The 16373-nt window shown below is 64.0% G+C and carries 16 protein-coding genes and 1 pseudogene; 4 read left to right on the plus strand and 13 right to left on the minus strand.

Annotated features, from left to right (window positions below):
- Positions 1-36: 36 nt before the first annotated feature.
- Positions 37-2790, minus strand: coding sequence for a UvrD-helicase domain-containing protein (locus tag R1L06_RS08510; RefSeq protein WP_317217447.1), 2754 nt, complete (start codon positions 2788-2790; stop codon positions 37-39).
- 178 nt (positions 2791-2968) lie between these two features.
- On the opposite strand from R1L06_RS08510, the gene R1L06_RS08515 reads away from it, so the two are divergent.
- Complete coding sequence (locus R1L06_RS08515) at positions 2969-3178, plus strand: hypothetical protein (RefSeq protein WP_238378272.1); 210 nt, start codon at positions 2969-2971, stop codon at positions 3176-3178.
- A 69-nt stretch (positions 3179-3247) separates the two neighbouring features.
- Here the strand turns inward: R1L06_RS08515 and R1L06_RS08520 are convergent, their stop codons facing one another.
- Together R1L06_RS08520 and acuI are read right to left on the minus strand one after the other, a co-directional pair.
- The gene (locus tag R1L06_RS08520; protein WP_049463018.1) at positions 3248-3568 is read right to left on the minus strand and encodes a hypothetical protein; all 321 of its coding nucleotides are present in this window, start codon (positions 3566-3568) and stop codon (positions 3248-3250) included.
- Between the two features lie 128 nt (positions 3569-3696).
- Positions 3697-4686, minus strand: coding sequence for an acrylyl-CoA reductase (NADPH) (gene acuI, locus R1L06_RS08525; RefSeq protein WP_317217448.1), 990 nt, complete (start codon positions 4684-4686; stop codon positions 3697-3699).
- A 101-nt stretch (positions 4687-4787) separates the two neighbouring features.
- On the opposite strand from acuI, the gene R1L06_RS08530 reads away from it, so the two are divergent.
- The 3 genes and pseudogenes from R1L06_RS08530 to R1L06_RS08540 all read left to right on the plus strand — a co-directional run bounded on the left by R1L06_RS08530 (position 4788) and on the right by R1L06_RS08540 (position 7547).
- The gene (locus tag R1L06_RS08530) at positions 4788-5135 is read left to right on the plus strand and encodes a winged helix-turn-helix transcriptional regulator (protein WP_317217449.1); all 348 of its coding nucleotides are present in this window, start codon (positions 4788-4790) and stop codon (positions 5133-5135) included.
- 203 nt (positions 5136-5338) lie between these two features.
- Positions 5339-6202 (plus strand): Smlt3025 familytype IV secretion system inhibitor, encoded by an 864-nt coding sequence (locus tag R1L06_RS08535; protein WP_317217450.1) that lies wholly within the window; start codon positions 5339-5341, stop codon positions 6200-6202.
- A 22-nt stretch (positions 6203-6224) separates the two neighbouring features.
- Positions 6225-7547, plus strand: a pseudogene (locus R1L06_RS08540) (Smlt3024 family type IV secretion system effector).
- 48 nt (positions 7548-7595) lie between these two features.
- On the opposite strand, the gene R1L06_RS08545 reads toward R1L06_RS08540, so the two are convergent.
- From R1L06_RS08545 to R1L06_RS08590, 10 genes are all read right to left on the minus strand, one after another.
- The gene (locus tag R1L06_RS08545; RefSeq protein ID WP_256200885.1) at positions 7596-8066 is read right to left on the minus strand and encodes an outer membrane lipoprotein; all 471 of its coding nucleotides are present in this window, start codon (positions 8064-8066) and stop codon (positions 7596-7598) included.
- Positions 8063-8629 carry a putative periplasmic lipoprotein gene (locus R1L06_RS08550; protein ID WP_071227578.1) on the minus strand — a complete coding sequence of 189 codons (567 nt, stop codon included), beginning with the start codon at positions 8627-8629 and terminating at the stop codon, positions 8063-8065. Before R1L06_RS08550 ends, R1L06_RS08545 begins: the two co-directional genes overlap by 4 nt.
- A 398-nt stretch (positions 8630-9027) precedes the next feature.
- Entirely contained in the window at positions 9028-9225 is a 198-nt protein-coding gene (locus R1L06_RS08555) for a hypothetical protein (RefSeq protein WP_032128612.1), read from the minus strand.
- Between the two features lie 115 nt (positions 9226-9340).
- The gene (locus R1L06_RS08560; RefSeq protein WP_317217451.1) at positions 9341-9718 is read right to left on the minus strand and encodes an EF-hand domain-containing protein; all 378 of its coding nucleotides are present in this window, start codon (positions 9716-9718) and stop codon (positions 9341-9343) included.
- A 27-nt stretch (positions 9719-9745) separates the two neighbouring features.
- On the minus strand, positions 9746-10141 hold the full coding sequence (locus tag R1L06_RS08565) for a hypothetical protein (protein ID WP_317217452.1): 396 nt from the start codon (positions 10139-10141) through the stop codon (positions 9746-9748).
- Positions 10142-10231: 90 nt separating this feature from the next.
- Entirely contained in the window at positions 10232-12196 is a 1965-nt protein-coding gene (locus R1L06_RS08570) for a MacB family efflux pump subunit (protein WP_345784963.1), read from the minus strand.
- Positions 12193-13383 carry an efflux RND transporter periplasmic adaptor subunit gene (locus R1L06_RS08575; RefSeq protein ID WP_317217454.1) on the minus strand — a complete coding sequence of 397 codons (1191 nt, stop codon included), beginning with the start codon at positions 13381-13383 and terminating at the stop codon, positions 12193-12195. Before R1L06_RS08575 ends, R1L06_RS08570 begins: the two co-directional genes overlap by 4 nt.
- 135 nt (positions 13384-13518) lie before the next feature.
- Positions 13519-13935, minus strand: coding sequence for a hypothetical protein (locus R1L06_RS08580; protein ID WP_317217455.1), 417 nt, complete (start codon positions 13933-13935; stop codon positions 13519-13521).
- A gap of 323 nt (positions 13936-14258) precedes the next feature.
- On the minus strand, positions 14259-15608 hold the full coding sequence (locus R1L06_RS08585) for a sensor histidine kinase (RefSeq protein ID WP_317217456.1): 1350 nt from the start codon (positions 15606-15608) through the stop codon (positions 14259-14261).
- Positions 15608-16282, minus strand: a complete 675-nt coding sequence (locus R1L06_RS08590) for a response regulator transcription factor (protein ID WP_317217485.1) — start codon at positions 16280-16282, stop codon at positions 15608-15610. Before R1L06_RS08590 ends, R1L06_RS08585 begins: the two co-directional genes overlap by 1 nt.
- Positions 16283-16373 lie beyond the last annotated feature (91 nt).

A 16373-nucleotide genomic window follows, 5' to 3' on the forward strand; every position in this document is an offset into this window, starting at 1 on the left:
GTCTGCGTGCTCGAACGGATGGCATTTCTTGGACGGCTACCCGCGACGCCCACCCTTCGGCTTGTTGTGGCACAACGGGTAACTGGAGCACGACCGGAAAGCCCCATGCGGCCCATTGCGGTCCACAAACACGCCCACCTTGCACACTGGGCAGCGTTCTTCATTGATGGTCGCGCCTGAAATCGCGGTCACTTCCACCGCACCGTCCCGCACCAGCTCATCCAGGAACGGCGAGTGCTTGCCCTGCAGGGTGAACATCGCCACCGACCGTCGCGCACGCGTCAGCGCGACATAGAACAACCGCCGTTCTTCGCTCAGCGGATAGGTATCCCCATCCGGCATGGCCAGCGAAAGCACCGGGTCATCCGCGCGCAGGCTCGGGAAGCTGCGGTTGATCATGCCCGGCAGGATCACGTAGTCCGCTTCGCGCCCCTTCGATCGATGTGCGGTCAGGAATTCGACCTCCATCGTGCTGCCGAAGGCTGTCTTCCAATCCGAAGGCATCGCGCTGCGATCGGCGCGATAGCGCCCCAGGATGAAGACCGTCACGCGTCCGTTGCGCCCTTGCGGCACCGCCCCGGACAACAACTGCTGATGCAGCTTGGCGAGGTACTGGCGAACGCCATCCTGCACCTCCTCACGCCGATTCATCTGGAACGCCTGCAGCACCGGGCCCATGGCCGTTGCAGCTGAGCGAACTGCTTTGGCGATCTGCGCGGGGTTGCGGCTGATGAAGCGGCTGGACACATCGCAGAGCGCCTGTGGGCAGCGGAACGTCTGTTCCAGTTTCAGCACCTGGCCATGGCCCATCCACTCGCGGAATCCGGTCATCACCGAAACGTCGGCCCCGGCGAAGCGGTTGATCGATTGCCAGTCATCGCCCACCGCAAACAGATGGCGGCCCGGTTGGCTGACCAGCGCACGGCAGAGGCGTGCGCGGGCGCGCGAAGCGTCCTGGAATTCATCGGCCATCACCAGCTCGTAAGGCGATTCGTAGCGGCCCTGTTCCAGCAGCCCGGCCGCCATGTTGAGCATGTCCTCGAAGTCGATGCCGCGCTCGTCAGCCAGTGCGTTGTCCCAGGCCTGGAAAACCGGCCCTGCGATTTCCAGGAAGCGACGGTGTCGCTCCTTGAACTGATCCTCGGGCATCTGCCGCAGGCGTGCGGCCATATCGTCCAGCGTCAGGCAGTTGCTCTTGGCGTGGGCAATGAAGGTGCGCATCAAGCCGATCAGGTCCGCATCGGGCATCGGTCTGGCGCCCTGATCGGGCAGCTCGCGGTCCGGGTTCGGGTCGAGCTCGATGTCACACTCGCCAAGCTTCTCTGCGAGATCCAGCAGGGCATGCCCGCTGCGCAGGCCAAAGGATGTCGTCTCGACAAGGGCCGTGCCGCGTGCCACATGCTGCTGGCGCTTCCAGTGCATCTCTTCGCTGTAGTTGGCAAAGTGCTTCGGCGGCTGGCCATCGGCATCCAGCGCAAAGTGCTCGTGATACAGCCCGGCGTCCGGATAGTAGAAGTCCGGGCGATACTGGCGATGGGTGTCTGTCGCGGTATCGAACTCGTAGCGTCGCTCGTAGTCGTACGTCACGCCGTTGTAGAAGAGCCAGTCGGCGATCACGCACTCTTCCAGGCTCTTCACCCGTTCCCCCTGCAGGGTACGGATGTAGGGCGTGCCATCGCGGTCGTAGCCGTCGGCCTCCATTTCCGCGCCGAATGGCGGCAGGTCGCGCCCGAATACCAGGCGGAACATATCCCACTGGGTGCGGAAGTGGGTCGAGCGATCCTTCAGATCGTCTACCAGTTCGGCCAGCTTGTTGAAGCCCAGAGTGGCGTCAGTGGTCCATTCGGGGATGTCGGGCTTGCGTCCGGTGGCCTTGGCGACGATGGCCAGGCCGAGGGCGTGGAAGGTCCGGGCTTCAACCACGGTGTCGCCCATGCCGAGCCGGTCGAAGCATCGCTGCGCGCGCTCTTCAAGCTCCCTGGCGGCGTCCTTGTTGAAGGCGAGCATCACGATCCGTTCGGGTTCGACAAAGCCGCGATCAATGGCATAAGCGGCCTTGGCGACCATGGTGGAGGTCTTGCCAGAGCCAGCGGAGGCGACGACCTGCACGCGGTTGTCGAAACAGATGACGGCGCGGGCCTGTTCGTCGGTCAGCGGCTTGCTCTCGACCCGGTCCAGGAAGTCCTTGGCCAGTACCCGTTCGCGCGCTGCCATGGTTGCGTTGGCGTCGGCCCACGCCTCGGGCCAGTCCAGCTGCCAGTCGCCCAGGGCGTCCAGTGCTGCACGGTGGCTGGGCGAATGCAGGTCCTCGTGCACATCCTCATCCAGGAACAATTGTTCCAGCTCGCGCGGCGGGAGCGGCAGGGCGGGGCGACCGGCCAGCAGTGCCTGCTGTTGTTCGTGCGTGATCCAGCGGCGGCCGGTGCTGCCCCGGTCGATGAGGGCATCTGCCTCGGCCAGCCACGACTGGATCTGCTCCAGAATCGTGTCGAACAGTGCCTTGCGCCCGCGCGTGGTACCCGCAAAGCGCACCTGCTGCAGCGCTGCCGCAAGCCGGGAAGCCTGGCTGTTGGACAGTCCATCCATGGTCAGCACGCCATCGCCCTGGGTCTGCAGGACGACCTTGGCCCAGGCGAGTCCAGGGATGACCTGCACGCGCTCGTCGTCAGCCACGTGTTGCCGGTACTGGCGACCTTCAATCAAAAGCTCAACATGTTCGCCGTCAAGTCGCAGCCACCAGTTCGGCGAGCGGGTCACACGTAGGCCCCAGCCCGAGGGGCGCCATTCCATAGACATCCAGATACTGCCTTGCGTACGTCAACTGGGCTTGCAGAGCCCTTACCCCTCCATGATAAGGGGCCTTGACCACGCGCGTGGCCTTTCGCTTCATGGTCGGCCGTGCGACCGGTTTCATTGACGTGGGCGAAGGCCGTTGCCAGCATGAAGCCTGTGGATGTGGACGCCGATCATGGAAATCGACTGGAACAGCGTGGGTACCTTGAAGCACACCGTCGGCGGCTACGATATCCGCACGGATGCACTGAAGATTCTGGTGACCGCTGCAATGCAGGGGCACGAAGGTGATGCCTCGCAGATGCGCATCGAAATGGAGGACGGCGTCGTGTTTCTGCCAGACGAGATCAGGCGCCTGGCACTGGCGCGGAGTCGCATCCGCTAGCCTCGCCGATCGGCACTGGACCTGGTTGCCCTGCGGCAGCTCCAGGTGCCAGCACCTGCCGGCACGGAATCACTCGTAGACGCGGTCCTGCCTAGTTGGAGGCACCTCAACCAGGTCTCCCCGCCGGATCAGCTCATCCAGATCCACTGCCGATGCCGCCAATGCCTCCTGCGCATCGAAATCCCATTTGTTCCTGTACTCACGCGCCAGGAGATCGCAGACCGCCTTGGCGCGCTGGTAGGCATCGCTCTTCGCGTCATCCTGCATCAGCTCATCGCGATGGATCTGGCAGAGCATCAGCTGATGTGCGTCTTCGCCGCGCTCGCGCTCCCAGGCAATGTCGGGCAGGCCGGAAAGAGCGGTCGCAAGTGCGAGTGCAGTCATTGACATGGCGGTGTCCACAGTCGGCGGAAACCTGAGCGTATGCGAGCAGCAGTGGCAAGCGGCCATTGCTGCGCGCATGGTTTCACGGCATGTTCACCATTCGTTGCCGGATGGAATCCGCTGGGGAGGCTTCCTCAGGCATTCACATCCACCACTATCCGCCCACGCACCTTGCCCGGAATGATCTGCTCGTAAACCTCAAGCACGTCGGCAAGCCCAATCAGCTGCACCGTGCTTTCAAGCTTCTGCGGATACAGGTCGGTGGCAAGCCGCTCCCACGCGCGCTGGCGAACGTCCTGCGGCGCGTTCACCGAATCCACGCCTGCGAGGGTTACGTTGCGCAGGATGAAAGGCAGCACCGAGCCATGCAGCGCATCGCTCTGCGCCAGGCCGCAGGCGGCGATGGCGCCCCGGTATTTCGTTTCGGCAATGGCGTTGACGAGGGTAGGGCCGCCGGCCACATCCACCACGCCGGCCCAGCGTTCGGCGCTCACCGGCCGGTCGCGTGGTTCCGAAAGCTGCGCGCGGTCGATGATTTCGCTCGCACCCAGGTTGTGCAGATACTCAGCATGCTCCGGGCGCCCGGTGGCGGCCACCACGCGATAGCCCAGCTTTGAAAGGATCGCCACCGCAATCGAGCCGACACCGCCGTTGGCGCCGGTGACCAGCACATCGCCCTTGTCGGGCGTCACGCCGGCATGTTCCAGGGCCAGCACGCACAGCATGGCGGTATAGCCCGCGGTGCCGATGGCCATGGCGTCACGGGTGGTCAGGTTGCCGGGAATCCGGTTGAGCCATTCGCTACGCACGCGCGCACGCTGTGCCAGGCCGCCGTGGTGACTCATGCTCAGGCCCCAGCCATTGAGCACAACGCGGTCGCCTGGCTTGAAGTCGGCCCTGCTGGATTCCAGCACTACGCCTGCCAGATCGATGCCGGGAATGAGCGGGAACGTCCGGATGACCGGGCTCTTGCCGGTGAGGGCAAGCGCATCCTTGTAGTTGAGCGTGGAGTACTCGACCTGCACCAGGACGTCACCGTCCATCAGGTCGGCCTCATCGAAATCGATCAGTTCGGTCGAAACCTGGTTGTTCGTCTTGCGGGCGAGCAGTGCTTTGAACGTCATGGAGGGGCTCACATTCAAGGAATGGGGCCATGCTAGGCTCGCACCGCTATTGCAACAAGAACGATGATTTTCCGTAGGTACTATGGTTTTCCGGAGTATGCATGCGTAGCAAGCGTTGGGATGGCAAGAGCGGTTGCGCCGTGGAGGTCACGCTGTCGGTCATGGGTGGCGTGTGGAAGCCTGTCATCCTCTTCCACCTGATGACCGGCAAGCGTCGCTTCATGGAGCTGACGCGGCGGGTGCCCAACGCCACCCAGTCCATGCTGACCAGCCAACTGCGGGAACTGGAAGCTGACGGGGTGGTGATCCGCCATGTCTATGCAGAGGTGCCACCGAGGGTCGAGTACGAGCTGTCCGAATTCGGGCGCACGCTGGTGCCGGTGCTGCTGGCCATGCGCGAGTGGGGCGAAACCTATCGCGGCCATAGAAGCACGGACAGCGACAGCTGAGGTCTGAAGCGTAGCGCCGAGTGTGGTCGACATGGCCCGCGCACCCCGCAGCGTTTCGGAGGCCACAGCAATCGCGGTAGTGGTATTGCTGCAGGCAGTGCATGTGGAGCGCTGCCTCGCTTCGTGAAGGGCGGCGATGCGGTTCCTGTTCCGTTGACACCCGGTTCCCTATAGTGGCGCTGGAACCCTGCAATGGAATGCCCATGCACGTGATGCCCCCCAGCCGGTGTCTGACGCTTGCACTTGCCGTTGCAGTGAGTGCCGGCGCATGTGCGCGGCCACCGTCCAACGAACACGAAAGGAATCCCGTCATGTCCGGCGCAACCCAGACCGGCCGCACGATCAACGGCCATACCTATACCGATGCCCCCGTGGACGTGAAGCTGGGGCCGAACACCTTCCGCATTCCGGCCAACTACCTGGACAGCCAGATCGCACCGTGGCCGGGCGAGGGCGTGACGCTGGTCATCGAGTGGCCGGACATGAAGCCGACTGCTCCGGGTGCCCGGGCGAATCCGCGTACGAATGATTTCCGCAAGGAGATTGCTGTGGCGATCGATTACATCGATCGTGCGCCAATCGAAACATCATTGGAGCGATTGTCCTCCAACCAGGCATCCACCGAGGAAGGATCGGTGGAGCGAGGGGATCCTCGGGATCGGCTCGATCTGCGGATTGGGCGGTCCGACGTCATGGGCCTGACGCCTTACGCCATCGATGAAACGAGGATGGAGGTTTTCTCGAAGGCGTACGAAGCGCGCTATGGAAAACCGCCCATCCGAAATCCTGCCTATGAAGATGACTGGTACATCGCGCGCGCTCCCAACGGCAGCCTGACCACATTCATCAAATGCGAAAGCACGGCATTCCGGGGGGATGGCGTTCGCCTGCAGGGCGATCAGGTCATCAGTGAGCAAGGACAAGCTGCGGCAGGGTGTTTCCACTACTTCTCGGATGTGGAGAACAAGCTTTCCATCTCGTTGAACTACAAGCGGGCCTTCCTGGCTGACTGGAAGCGGATGGAAGATGCGGTGCGCGATGTCCTCGCGCGCACCCGAGTCCGATAATGAGTGCATTCAGGAGCAGGCAATGGGCGGGTTGACGCAAGAGAATCTCAAGATTCTGGCCAGCTATGCCAAGGCCGGAAACCGCGAGTTGTACTGGAACTATCTGTCGCAGCTGCCGGATGCGGATGGCTATGGGACGCTGGCGCTGGGTGTTGTTCGCAACGACAGCCTGCCAGGCCGCGTTGCAAACAGCTACGCACAGGACTATGCACGGCAGCAGGAGGGCAAGGGATCCGGCTTTCCCGACGCGCAGCTGAGCGAGCGCCAATGGGATGTGTTTGGGCAGACGCTTCTGCGCCAGGACCTGGAGCGGCGCTTGTACTGAATGGAGCAGGGGCGTCCCGAAATGGCACTGAATCTTCCCGGCAAGGATGTGATGCTGGCTCACGACCGGGCATTTGAACGGCATGAGCTTGATCCCAACTGCTGGACGCCGCGCGTGCTGCTGGAGGCTGCCGAGCAGAAGAGCGGCCCCGAGAAGCTGGAGCAGATCTGGACCAACATGCTCAACAACGACTACGCCGGGGGCCCGCGCGTAGGCAACACCAGCGTCGATGCCATCGGCCAGATGGGATGGGCGAAAGGTGGCCAGTACCTGACCCGGTTGAGCGTGCTGGAAGCCACCCAGGTACTGGAGGGCCGCTCAGCGGTCGATCCGAACATCATCGGTGGCAACAGCTATTACGCGATGTACTTCGAAGCGGACAGAAAATGGGCCAGCGTCAATGCGGGCGGCGGTCACATGTCGCTGCGCGAGATCACCGATCCCGCCCGTATCGCTGAACTCAACGACGCGCGCGAGGTTCGTCTGGAACGCCAGGAAAAACGTACCCAGTTCCACCCGGACGACCCGTATCGGACCATTACCCGCAGCCCGCTGACCGCAGCGGTGGACGACGTGCCGGATCCCTCACAGGCGCTGACCCGCCTGGCGGACATCGGCCCAGGCCATCGCGAGTACGCACTGATGCAGCAGGTGCGCGAAGGCGTTGCCGCGATCGATGCCAGCGCCGGGCGCACCCACGATGAGAACAGCGAGCGTCTTGTGGCGAGCGTGATGGCCTTGGCCCGCCGCAACCAGCTTGAACGCGCCGATCACGTGCTGCTGAGCGCCCAGACGGCCGACGTTCCCGCAGGGCGGAACGTGTTCGTGGTGCAGGGCGAGATGAACGATCCCGCCCACCTGCGTGTTTCAATGCCAACAGATGTAGCAGTGCATACGCCGGTTGCGCAGTCGCTGCAGCAGATGGAAGCCGCCAGTCTGGAGCGGCAGCAGGCGGTCATGCAGCGCCAGCAGGATATCGAAGTGCAGGCTCGCGAGAGTCACGCGGTGCGGATGGGTTGAAATCGCACCGCTGCAGAGCGATGCCCCATGAAAGGGGCATCGCCGCGTTTACGGGGCCGACTTCGGCTGGCGTGGATCGGCAATGATCCGCGAGGGTGACCCATACAGCACCAGCACCCGCATGCCGGTGCTGAATACCGGATCGGGGCCTTGTACAACTGTCATCAGATTGCCGTTCTCCGTCTGCACCACGTATTCCAGGCCCTTGGCCTGCGAAAGTGCGCGTTCGGAGGCTGCGCCGGCAATCGCGCCTACCACCAGGCCGCCAATGGCACCGATGGCCGCCGCCTGGTCGCTGCCACCGATGGTGGAGCCGGCCACGCCGCCAGCCGCAGCGCCGGCAACGGCACCACCGCCCTGTGAGCCGTCAATACTGACCGCACGGACGCTGATGACCGTGCCGCTGACGGTGCGATTGACCTGTCCCACCGAACCGATGGAGTAGCTGTCCGTGCGCACATTTGGTGCGCATGCGGTCAGCATCACAGCAGCGGATGCGGCCAGCAGCAGGCGCTTCACGGCGCTTCCTGCTTGTTCGGGAACATCGGCTTGGAGATATCCACTGTCTCCAGGGCCTGCAGGAACTGGGCGATGTTGTTCTGGGCCGAGCGGCTGATCGACTCACGGGCACGGATCACGCCTGCGAAGGCGTAGTTGAATGGAACTTCGCCGGACGCGCTGACATCCTGGGTGTAGACGATGCTGCCCGTTGCACGATCGATCAGCTCGTAGCGGGCGATCGTCTTGGTGGTCATCGATGCACCGAAGCTAGGAATGTCGATCGCCAGGATCTTCACCGACAGGCTCAACTTCACCGGCGCGTCGTCGCGGAACACCGCCATCTTGTTCAGCGCTTCGGTCAACGCGTTCTGCCACATCTGCGGCACTTCGTGCTGGGCCTGCGCGGGGATCTTGCCCTTGGCTTCATCCGGACGTGCCAGCGTGACCGTCAATGACTTCAACTCGCCATCAATCTTCTTGCTGCTGACCCCGACATTCGGGACCGAAAAATTGAGCGGTGGATTGGTGGTGCAACCTACCAGCGACACGGCGATGATCGCTGCGAACAGAAACTTCTTCATCCATTTTCCCCTGTGACTACGTTGAAACATCCATGGCGAATCGTGTGTTCGTCGGCAACGACGATGCTGCACCGCAGCGGCCGCATGAAGGCGTGGCTGACTGCGCGCAAGGATACCTGAATTGGGGCGATCTGCCTGGTACTGTCACCTGGCAGGATTGGTGCTGCGAAGGACGGAAAAGGGTGCCAGGGGCTCAGCACCGGGTCCGCGCGCCGTCGCGCAAATGCGCCGGACGCATTGTGCTACCGATATGGCGGATGGGTATTCTGCGTGCATGCTCGGCTCGGCCGGCCAGCTGGAATGCAGACTGATACCGTGAGGAGCGAGGAGCACCTTTCGAGAAGCACCAATGCCAGCCCCCGCAATGGGGGCCGGCACACATCACGGCAGTGCGTGACTTACGGGATGGTGCAGCCGCTGTTCCGCAGGCAGCGGGCAAAAGCCGGGTAGCACACCTTCTCGCCATTGCCCGCTGCGAGGCAGGCCTCGTAGGCGGTGTAGCACGGGGTACAGCGGGACTGCGCGGAGGCACTGCCGATTCCCAGGGTCAGTGCAGCAGCCGCAATAGCAACAGACAGCTTGAATCCAATCTTCATGCTTCACTCCGTTGATAGCCCTCCTTGGGCACCTCGGAGGCTAACGTGGGAAGAGGGTGTATTCAACCCGCACCGCGCCCGGATGGGTATCCATCTTCAGCGCCCCGCCCTGGATTTACTTTGTTGGCGCGTCTGCAGTCTGAGCGGCCACCATGGCTTGTTGCATCTCTTTCAGCGACAGATAGCCATCACCATCGATGTCCAGGCCCGCGAAGTACTTCGCGATCTCCGGCACCACGTTGGCTTCCTCCTTGCTGATCCTGCCGTCTTTGTTCCTGTCCATCGCGGAAAACGCGGCGTCGATGGAATCGGCCTGCTTGCTGAAACGTTCCTGCTGAAATTTCGCGTACTCGACCTTGTCAACGCGTCCGTCGTTGTTGGCATCCATGGCGGTGAATGTGGCGTCGATGTAGGCCTGCTTCGGGTCGGTCGGTGAGGCCTGGGCCAGCAACGGAGCAGCGCACAGCGCGATCAATAGAGTGATCCTGGTCATGGGTGGTTTTTCCTTGAGAGATACAAGTCAGCGGCAGGGATAGGTGTAGCCGTCGGCGCCGCGATAGCTGTCGTTGCGGCGGTCGTAGTTGCCGTAGCGGTTCATGCAGTAGTTGGCGCGCTCGCGGGTCTCGCGCTCGCGTTTGGCGGCAGCGGCAATCACGCCGGCCACCACCGCTGCACCTACCACGCCCACCACGACACCGGCGGTCTTGGCATCGTGCCGGCGCTCGCGTTCGCGCTCATGATTCCGCTCACGTTCGCGTCGTTCCCATGCATCGCGCTCCCGATCGCGGTAGTCCTGGTTCCAGTGCGGGTTGTAGCGGTCGCCACGCTGCGCATGGGCGTCGCCGGCGTACGGCATCAACACCAGCTGCGCAGCGACCGCTACAATCAGCGCGGTTCTTCCTGTCTTCAGAAACATCGTCCAGCTCCTGTGCGGACATCGTTGGTAGCCGTAGTACACCCCGCAGACATTGCGCGAACCTGCCGTCAGGGCGAGCAATTGCAGCGGCTATCGAACCAGCGCCTCCACAGGATCCAGCTGTGCGGCACGGCGTGCCGGCAGGAAGCCGAAACCAACGCCGATCAGGCTGGAACACACGAATGCAGCCAGAATCGAATTGACGGAGAACACGAGGCTGAAGCCCGCACCGGCCAGCTCCATCACCGCGCCCAGCGCCAGCGCCACGCCGATGCCGAGCACGCCACCGAGCAGGCAGACCAGCACCGATTCGATCAGGAACTGCTGCAGGATGTCGCTGCGTCGCGCGCCCACAGCCATGCGCACGCCGATCTCGCGGGTTCGTTCGGTCACCGACACCAGCATGATGTTCATGACCCCGATTCCGCCCACCACCAGTGCGATGGCAGCGATGGAGCTGATCATCATGGTCAGGATGCCGGTGGTCTGTTCAATGGATCTACGGATCTGCGCGTTGTTGCTCATGTAGAAATCGGTGCTGCCGTGGCGGCGAGTCAGCAGTCGCGCGATGGCCTGCTCAGCCGCTTCCATGCTGATCGCATCCGAGACGCGCACGGTGATGCTGGAGACGTGGCTCTGCCCCAGTACGCGCGCCATTGCGGTGGTGTAGGGTAGCCATACCCGCAGCAGCGATGCATCACCGGCCGCACCGGCGTCCTTCTTCACCACACCCACCACACGCACCGGAACATTGCCCAGCAGCAGGGTCTGCCCGATCGGGTTGTCGGTCGCGGCGAAGAAGCGTGCGCGGGTATTGGCGTCGATCACCACCACCTGCTGGTAGCCGGCCACGCCGGGTGGACCGAAGAAGGCGCCCTCGCCGAGCTTCAGGCCATGCACGCGGAAGTACTGCTCGCTGACGCCCTGCACCTGCACACTGGCAGAGCGATTGCCGCGCAGGGCGGTGCCGCTGGTGGCAACACCCGGGGTGGCGCTGTCCACGAATGGCTGCCGGGCCAGGGCCACGCTGTCGCCGGGGGTGAGTGTTTCCACCCGCGCCGAGTGCAGGTCGCCAAAACCGGAACCGGGATAGATCTCGATGGTGTTGGTACCCAACGAGGAGATGTTGGACAGGATGGCCTGCCGTGCACCGGTGCCCAGTGCTACCACCGCCACGACCGAAGCAATGCCGATGATGATCCCGAGCATGGTCAGGAAGGTGCGCATGCGGTGGGCGTTCATCGCGCGCAGTGCCATGCGGAAGGCTTCAGCGAACCGGTCCCGCCAGACCTGCCAGCCGCTGCTACCCACGGATTGGGGCACGGCTGGCGTCGCCACGCCCGCTGCCAGAGCAGTACCGGTTGCACGATCATCCACGATCCGCCCATCGCGGATTTCGATGATGCGCTGCGCATGCTCGGCCACGGCCATGTCATGCGTGACCAGCACCACGGTATGACCCTCCGCGTGCAGCTCGCCGAGGATCTTCATCACCTCTTTGCCGGAATGCGTATCCAGCGCACCCGTGGGTTCGTCGGCGAAGATCACCGCGCCACCATTCATCAGCGCACGCGCAATCGAAACGCGTTGCTGCTGGCCGCCCGAGAGCTCGCCAGGGAGATGCTGCATGCGCTCGCCCAGACCCAGCCGCGACAGCAGGGTGGCTGCCCTTGCATGGCGTGCTTCGGCAGGCATGCCGGCGTAGATCGCAGGCACCTCCACATTGCTCAGTGCAGTCAGATCGGTCAGCAGGTGGTAGCGCTGGAAGATGAAGCCGAAGTGCTCGCGGCGTAGTTCGGCCAGTTCATCAGGCGACATCTGCGCGGTCTCGCGCCCGGCGATCTGATAGACGCCAGCGGAAGGGCGATCCAGGCAACCCAGGATGTTCATCAGCGTGGACTTGCCCGAACCGGATTGGCCTACGATGGCCACCAGTTCACCTGCGTGAATATCCAGGTCGATGCCGTCGAGTACCACCAGTGTCTGCTCGCCCGCGGCAAATTCACGGCGTACGCCGCGAACGCGCAGCAGTGGCTCGGTCATGGTCGTACTCATTTGGGCTGAGCGGGTGCGCTGGCGGCTTCGACGTTGGCCTGCGCCAGCACGACCTGTTCGCCTTCCTTCAGCCCGTCGCGTACTTCCACCTGGATCTGGTCATCCAGCCCGGTGGTGATGCGCCGCGTGCTGGCGCGGCCATCGGCACCACGGACCTGCACCCTGTAGCTGCCATCGGTGTTGCGCGCACCAAATGCGGCCGAGGGAATGGTCAGTACGTCGTTGGCGCGGCCCAGCACGATGCGAACCTGCGCGGTCATGTAGCTGCGCAGGCGGCCATCGGCGTTGTCCACGTCGAACTGGCCGTTGTAGTACATGGCCGTGCGGCTGCCACCCGACACCGCCGGTGCGGCGAGGCTGGAACTGTCTTCGTTGGTGATCGATTCCGGTGCTGGCGCTATATCCCGAAGCCTGCTGCTGTAGCGGCGGCCGGCATCACCAAGAATGGTGAAGAACGCCTCCTGCCCAACAGCGGTGTGTACGACGTCAGCCTCGGAGATCTCGGCGTACACCGTCATCACGTCCTGATTGCCCAGCATCACGATGGTCGGTGCGCTCTGCACCGCATTCACGGTCTGCCCCTGGCGCGCGACCACGGCCAGTACGGTGCCGTCGGTGGGGGCGGTGATGCGGGTGTACTCGAGATTGGTCTGCGCGACATCGACGTCGGTCTGTCGGCGCGCAACTTCACCGTTCAACGCGGCGATCTGTTCACGGGTGGCGTCGACCTTGGCCTTGGCTGCATCGAAGTCGGCGCGGGCCACCAGTTGCGCGGCAGCCAGTTGCTGCTGCCGATGCAGTGTCAATTCGAACTGGCGCAGGTCGGTCGCTAGTGCATCGCGGTTGGCGCGCGCGGTGCGCTGTGCGGCCTGTGCGCTCAGCAATGCATTGCGCTGCGTGCGCGAATCGATATCGGCGATGGGATCGCCGGCTTTCACTTTGTCGCCCAGTTTCACATGCAGGGTGTCGATGCGGCCGGAGACCTGCGCACCCACGCTGACCAGCCGCGAGGGCTTCAGCGTGCCAGTGGCTTCCACCACCTGTTCGATGTTGCCGCGAACGACCGGCGCAACCTGCAGTTGCGGAGGTGGTGCGGGCCGCAACCATGCAAACAGAATCAGCGCGCTGCACAGCAGGGCGGTAGCAATCATGAGCGCGCGGCGGCGCTTGCGTGGTGCGGCGCTCATCGTCGCAGCATCCAGTAGAGACAGGTCATCGCGGGTCCTCGCGGCAGTAGAGACACACGTCTGGCGTGGCAGATGTGGTTGGCCGTCGAGTCTCGATGCGCTGGGTTGCGTGAACCTTGCGGGGCTATCGCTGTGTCAGCGTGCGGCAGGAAGGGCGAGCAATGCTACGGCGATGAACTGCAGGGCGCTACCGAGAACCAGCAGTGCATTGCGCAGCCGGTGACCTGCCAATCGCGCAGCGAAGAGTTGACTCACCGCGCCGGCCGACAACCAGAAGAATGCTGGAACAGGCAGCTTCGTCATCCCTGCACCGATGCTGATCAGCAGCGCGCTGGCAATCATTATCCCAGCGGCATGACCATCCAGGACGCGCAGCAGTGGTGGCATCGGGCGCGAGGTTGCCGCGCGCCATGCCGCCAACCCATGCAGCGCGGCATGCACGGCAACGAACAGGAGCACAGCAGCGGCCGCCGCTGCGCTCGCGTGCCGATACGTTGAAGCCACCAGTGCAATGCCGGGCAGCAGCAGGAACAAGGCGCCGAACAGCCGCATCAATACACCTGCGCGCTCGGCTTCGGGAACTTCCCGCAGCCAGAGCGGCCAATGTTCCAGGCCGAGCGCGCGGCCACTACGCGGGCGGCGATTCCACGCGGCAGCGGTAAGGCCCGGCGAATTCCGCGGTGGCACAGTGCGCGTGGAAGGGGACGGTGGAGGAGCTCCCTGGGTCACATGCAGGCTTCCTGTCAGATCGGAACGCGGTGGCACGGTAGGTGCCACACCCCGATGCTGTGCAGCGAACATTGCCGCAACCTTGCCTGTCCTCGCTACCGGCTTCGCACGGACAGGTGCCAGTTACACAGGTGCATGCGGTGTGTTCAGTGCTCCAGCGGTGGCGCGCTGGTTACGCCCGGGTGCAGTGGAAACTCAACACGGATCAATGCACCACCGCCAGGCGCATCCAGAATCGTGACGTGGCCGCCGTGGCGGTCGATCACCTGGCGCACCAGGTTCAACCCCAGGCCTGCGCCTGTCTGCCGCGGCCGCAGCCGCTGGAAGGGTTCGAAAACCCGTTCGCGCTGGTCGACCGGTATGCCGGGGCCGTCGTCCTCGACCTCCAGGCAGCTGCCCTGAACGCGCACGATGATCTGGCGTCCGCCATGTTCGGCAGCATTCAGCACCAGGTTGGAGATTACCCGCTCCACTGCGCCGGTCTCGCCGAACACCGGGAAGTGCGATTCCACCGCCACGGCTACGGTCTTGTCCGACTGGATCAACAGCGGCGCCAGATCGGCGGCCACCCGTTTGGCCACCCGCGCCAGGTTGATGGTTTCCTTCGGCCCGTCTTCGTCCATGCGGTGCAGATCCAGCAACTGCTCTGCCAGCGTCGCCAACCGTGCCACTTCCACGGCCAGGTTGCGCGTGGTGGCGTCGTCGGCCGCATCGACCTTCACCCTCAGAATCGCAATGGGGGTGCGCAGCTCATGCGCGGCGGCGGCGATGAAGCGGCGTTGCCGCTCGTGCCCCTCGTCCAGCCGCTCCAGTGCTTCATTCACCGCCGTCACCAACGGAGCGATCTCCACCGGCACCGCGGTTTCTGTCAGGCGGACACCGCGGCGACTGGCGGAGATGTTGCGGGCTTCCTGGGCGATGCGCTCCACCCCGGCCAAAGCTCGTCTTACGATGATCGGTGTCAGGACGATGGTGGCCAGGCCCAGCAGCAGGAAGATCGGCAGGGTGATGATGTGTGCCGCCAATGCCATCTGCCAGGTCAGCGTATCGGTTTCGCCATGGGCCATGATGGTCAGCTTGCCGGCCGGCCCGCTGTGCTGGCGGACCACGACGGCCAGGCCATCGCTGCGGTCGCGCCCGCGCAGGTCGCCAAAGGGGATGCCATCCAGTGCGCCAACCAGCGAGGCATAGGCCGGCGGCACAGGCCCGAACGTAACGTGGTGGCCGTGCTCATCCTCGGCGATGAACCATGCACCGGGAACGACCTTCAGCAGTTCGGCCAGTTCCGGCGTGTTCTGCACGTAGAGGTCGCCGTTGCGGTCGCGGTGCACCGCGTCGGCCGCCACCGGCGCGAAGGTCTGGATGGTGTAGTAGCCACCGCTGTCGGCACGTATCAGCACCATCAGCAGCGCGAAGAACGCCACCAGCAACGCCAGCAGCTGATAGATCAGCGTTTTGACGATCAACGGGCGCTTCAGCGAGGGACGACGCGCCATTACTTGGCTTCCCGCATCAGATAGCCGACGCCGCGGATGGCGTGTATCTCTACTCCTGCATCGGCATCGGCCAGCTTGCGGCGAAGGCGCGAGACGTGAGAGTCGAGCGTATTGGAATGGATGCCGTCATCGAATCCATACACTGCCATCTCAATCGACTCGCGCAGCACGGTGCGCCCCAGCCGCCGGGCCAACGCGGTCAGCACACGGATCTCGCGGCGCGGCAGCTCAAGCCGTTGCCCGCCCACACTGGCTTCACCCGATGCCGGGTCGAACACCAACCGGCCGATGCTGACCAATTCCACCTGCATGCCGCTCGGCCGGCGCCCTGCAGCGCGGATGCGGGCGAACAGTTCCTCAAGCGCGAAGGGCTTGGTCAGATAGTCGTCCGCGCCCTCATCCAGGCCGGCGATGCGGTCCGGTAGCTGCCCCAGCGCGCTCAGCACGATGATCGGCACCCCGGGCTTGCGCTCACGCAGCAGGGAAATCAATCCCAGCCCGTCACCGTCGGGCAGGGTGCGGTCCAGCAGCACCAGATCGTGCGATCCGCACAGGGCCGCTTCGCGGGCCAGTGCCAGCGTGTTGGCCAGGTCCACCACGTAGCGCTCGCGCTGCAGGGCGGATTTCAGGGTGGCGGCCAGTTCGGCTTCGTCTTCGATCAGCAGGATGTGCATCGGCAGGGCTTGGGCAGGAAGGGGCGTGGCAGGGCGGTTCGGCACGCGTCGGCACCGTATTACAGGAACATTGCGTGAACATGGCGTGCCT

Source organism: Stenotrophomonas mexicanensis (assembly GCF_032911605.1).
In the GTDB taxonomy this organism is placed as follows: Bacteria; Pseudomonadota; Gammaproteobacteria; order Xanthomonadales; family Xanthomonadaceae; genus Stenotrophomonas; species Stenotrophomonas maltophilia_A.

What these genes read in the sequence shown, in the direction of transcription:
- R1L06_RS08510 (WP_317217447.1), bottom strand. Translation starts at nt 2,790, where the DNA reads ATGGAATGGCGCCCCTCGGGCTGGGGCCTACGTGTGACCCGCTCGCCG.
- R1L06_RS08515 (WP_238378272.1), top strand. Translation starts at nt 2,969, where the DNA reads ATGGAAATCGACTGGAACAGCGTGGGTACCTTGAAGCACACCGTCGGC.
- R1L06_RS08520 (WP_049463018.1), bottom strand. Translation starts at nt 3,568, where the DNA reads ATGTCAATGACTGCACTCGCACTTGCGACCGCTCTTTCCGGCCTGCCC.
- acuI (WP_317217448.1), bottom strand. Translation starts at nt 4,686, where the DNA reads ATGACGTTCAAAGCACTGCTCGCCCGCAAGACGAACAACCAGGTTTCG.
- R1L06_RS08530 (WP_317217449.1), top strand. Translation starts at nt 4,788, where the DNA reads ATGCGTAGCAAGCGTTGGGATGGCAAGAGCGGTTGCGCCGTGGAGGTC.
- R1L06_RS08535 (WP_317217450.1), top strand. Translation starts at nt 5,339, where the DNA reads ATGCACGTGATGCCCCCCAGCCGGTGTCTGACGCTTGCACTTGCCGTT.
- R1L06_RS08550 (WP_071227578.1), bottom strand. Translation starts at nt 8,629, where the DNA reads ATGAAGAAGTTTCTGTTCGCAGCGATCATCGCCGTGTCGCTGGTAGGT.
- R1L06_RS08555 (WP_032128612.1), bottom strand. Translation starts at nt 9,225, where the DNA reads ATGAAGATTGGATTCAAGCTGTCTGTTGCTATTGCGGCTGCTGCACTG.
- R1L06_RS08560 (WP_317217451.1), bottom strand. Translation starts at nt 9,718, where the DNA reads ATGACCAGGATCACTCTATTGATCGCGCTGTGCGCTGCTCCGTTGCTG.
- R1L06_RS08565 (WP_317217452.1), bottom strand. Translation starts at nt 10,141, where the DNA reads ATGTTTCTGAAGACAGGAAGAACCGCGCTGATTGTAGCGGTCGCTGCG.
- R1L06_RS08570 (WP_345784963.1), bottom strand. Translation starts at nt 12,196, where the DNA reads ATGAGTACGACCATGACCGAGCCACTGCTGCGCGTTCGCGGCGTACGC.
- R1L06_RS08575 (WP_317217454.1), bottom strand. Translation starts at nt 13,383, where the DNA reads ATGAGCGCCGCACCACGCAAGCGCCGCCGCGCGCTCATGATTGCTACC.
- R1L06_RS08580 (WP_317217455.1), bottom strand. Translation starts at nt 13,935, where the DNA reads ATGCGGCTGTTCGGCGCCTTGTTCCTGCTGCTGCCCGGCATTGCACTG.
- R1L06_RS08585 (WP_317217456.1), bottom strand. Translation starts at nt 15,608, where the DNA reads ATGGCGCGTCGTCCCTCGCTGAAGCGCCCGTTGATCGTCAAAACGCTG.
- R1L06_RS08590 (WP_317217485.1), bottom strand. Translation starts at nt 16,282, where the DNA reads ATGCACATCCTGCTGATCGAAGACGAAGCCGAACTGGCCGCCACCCTG.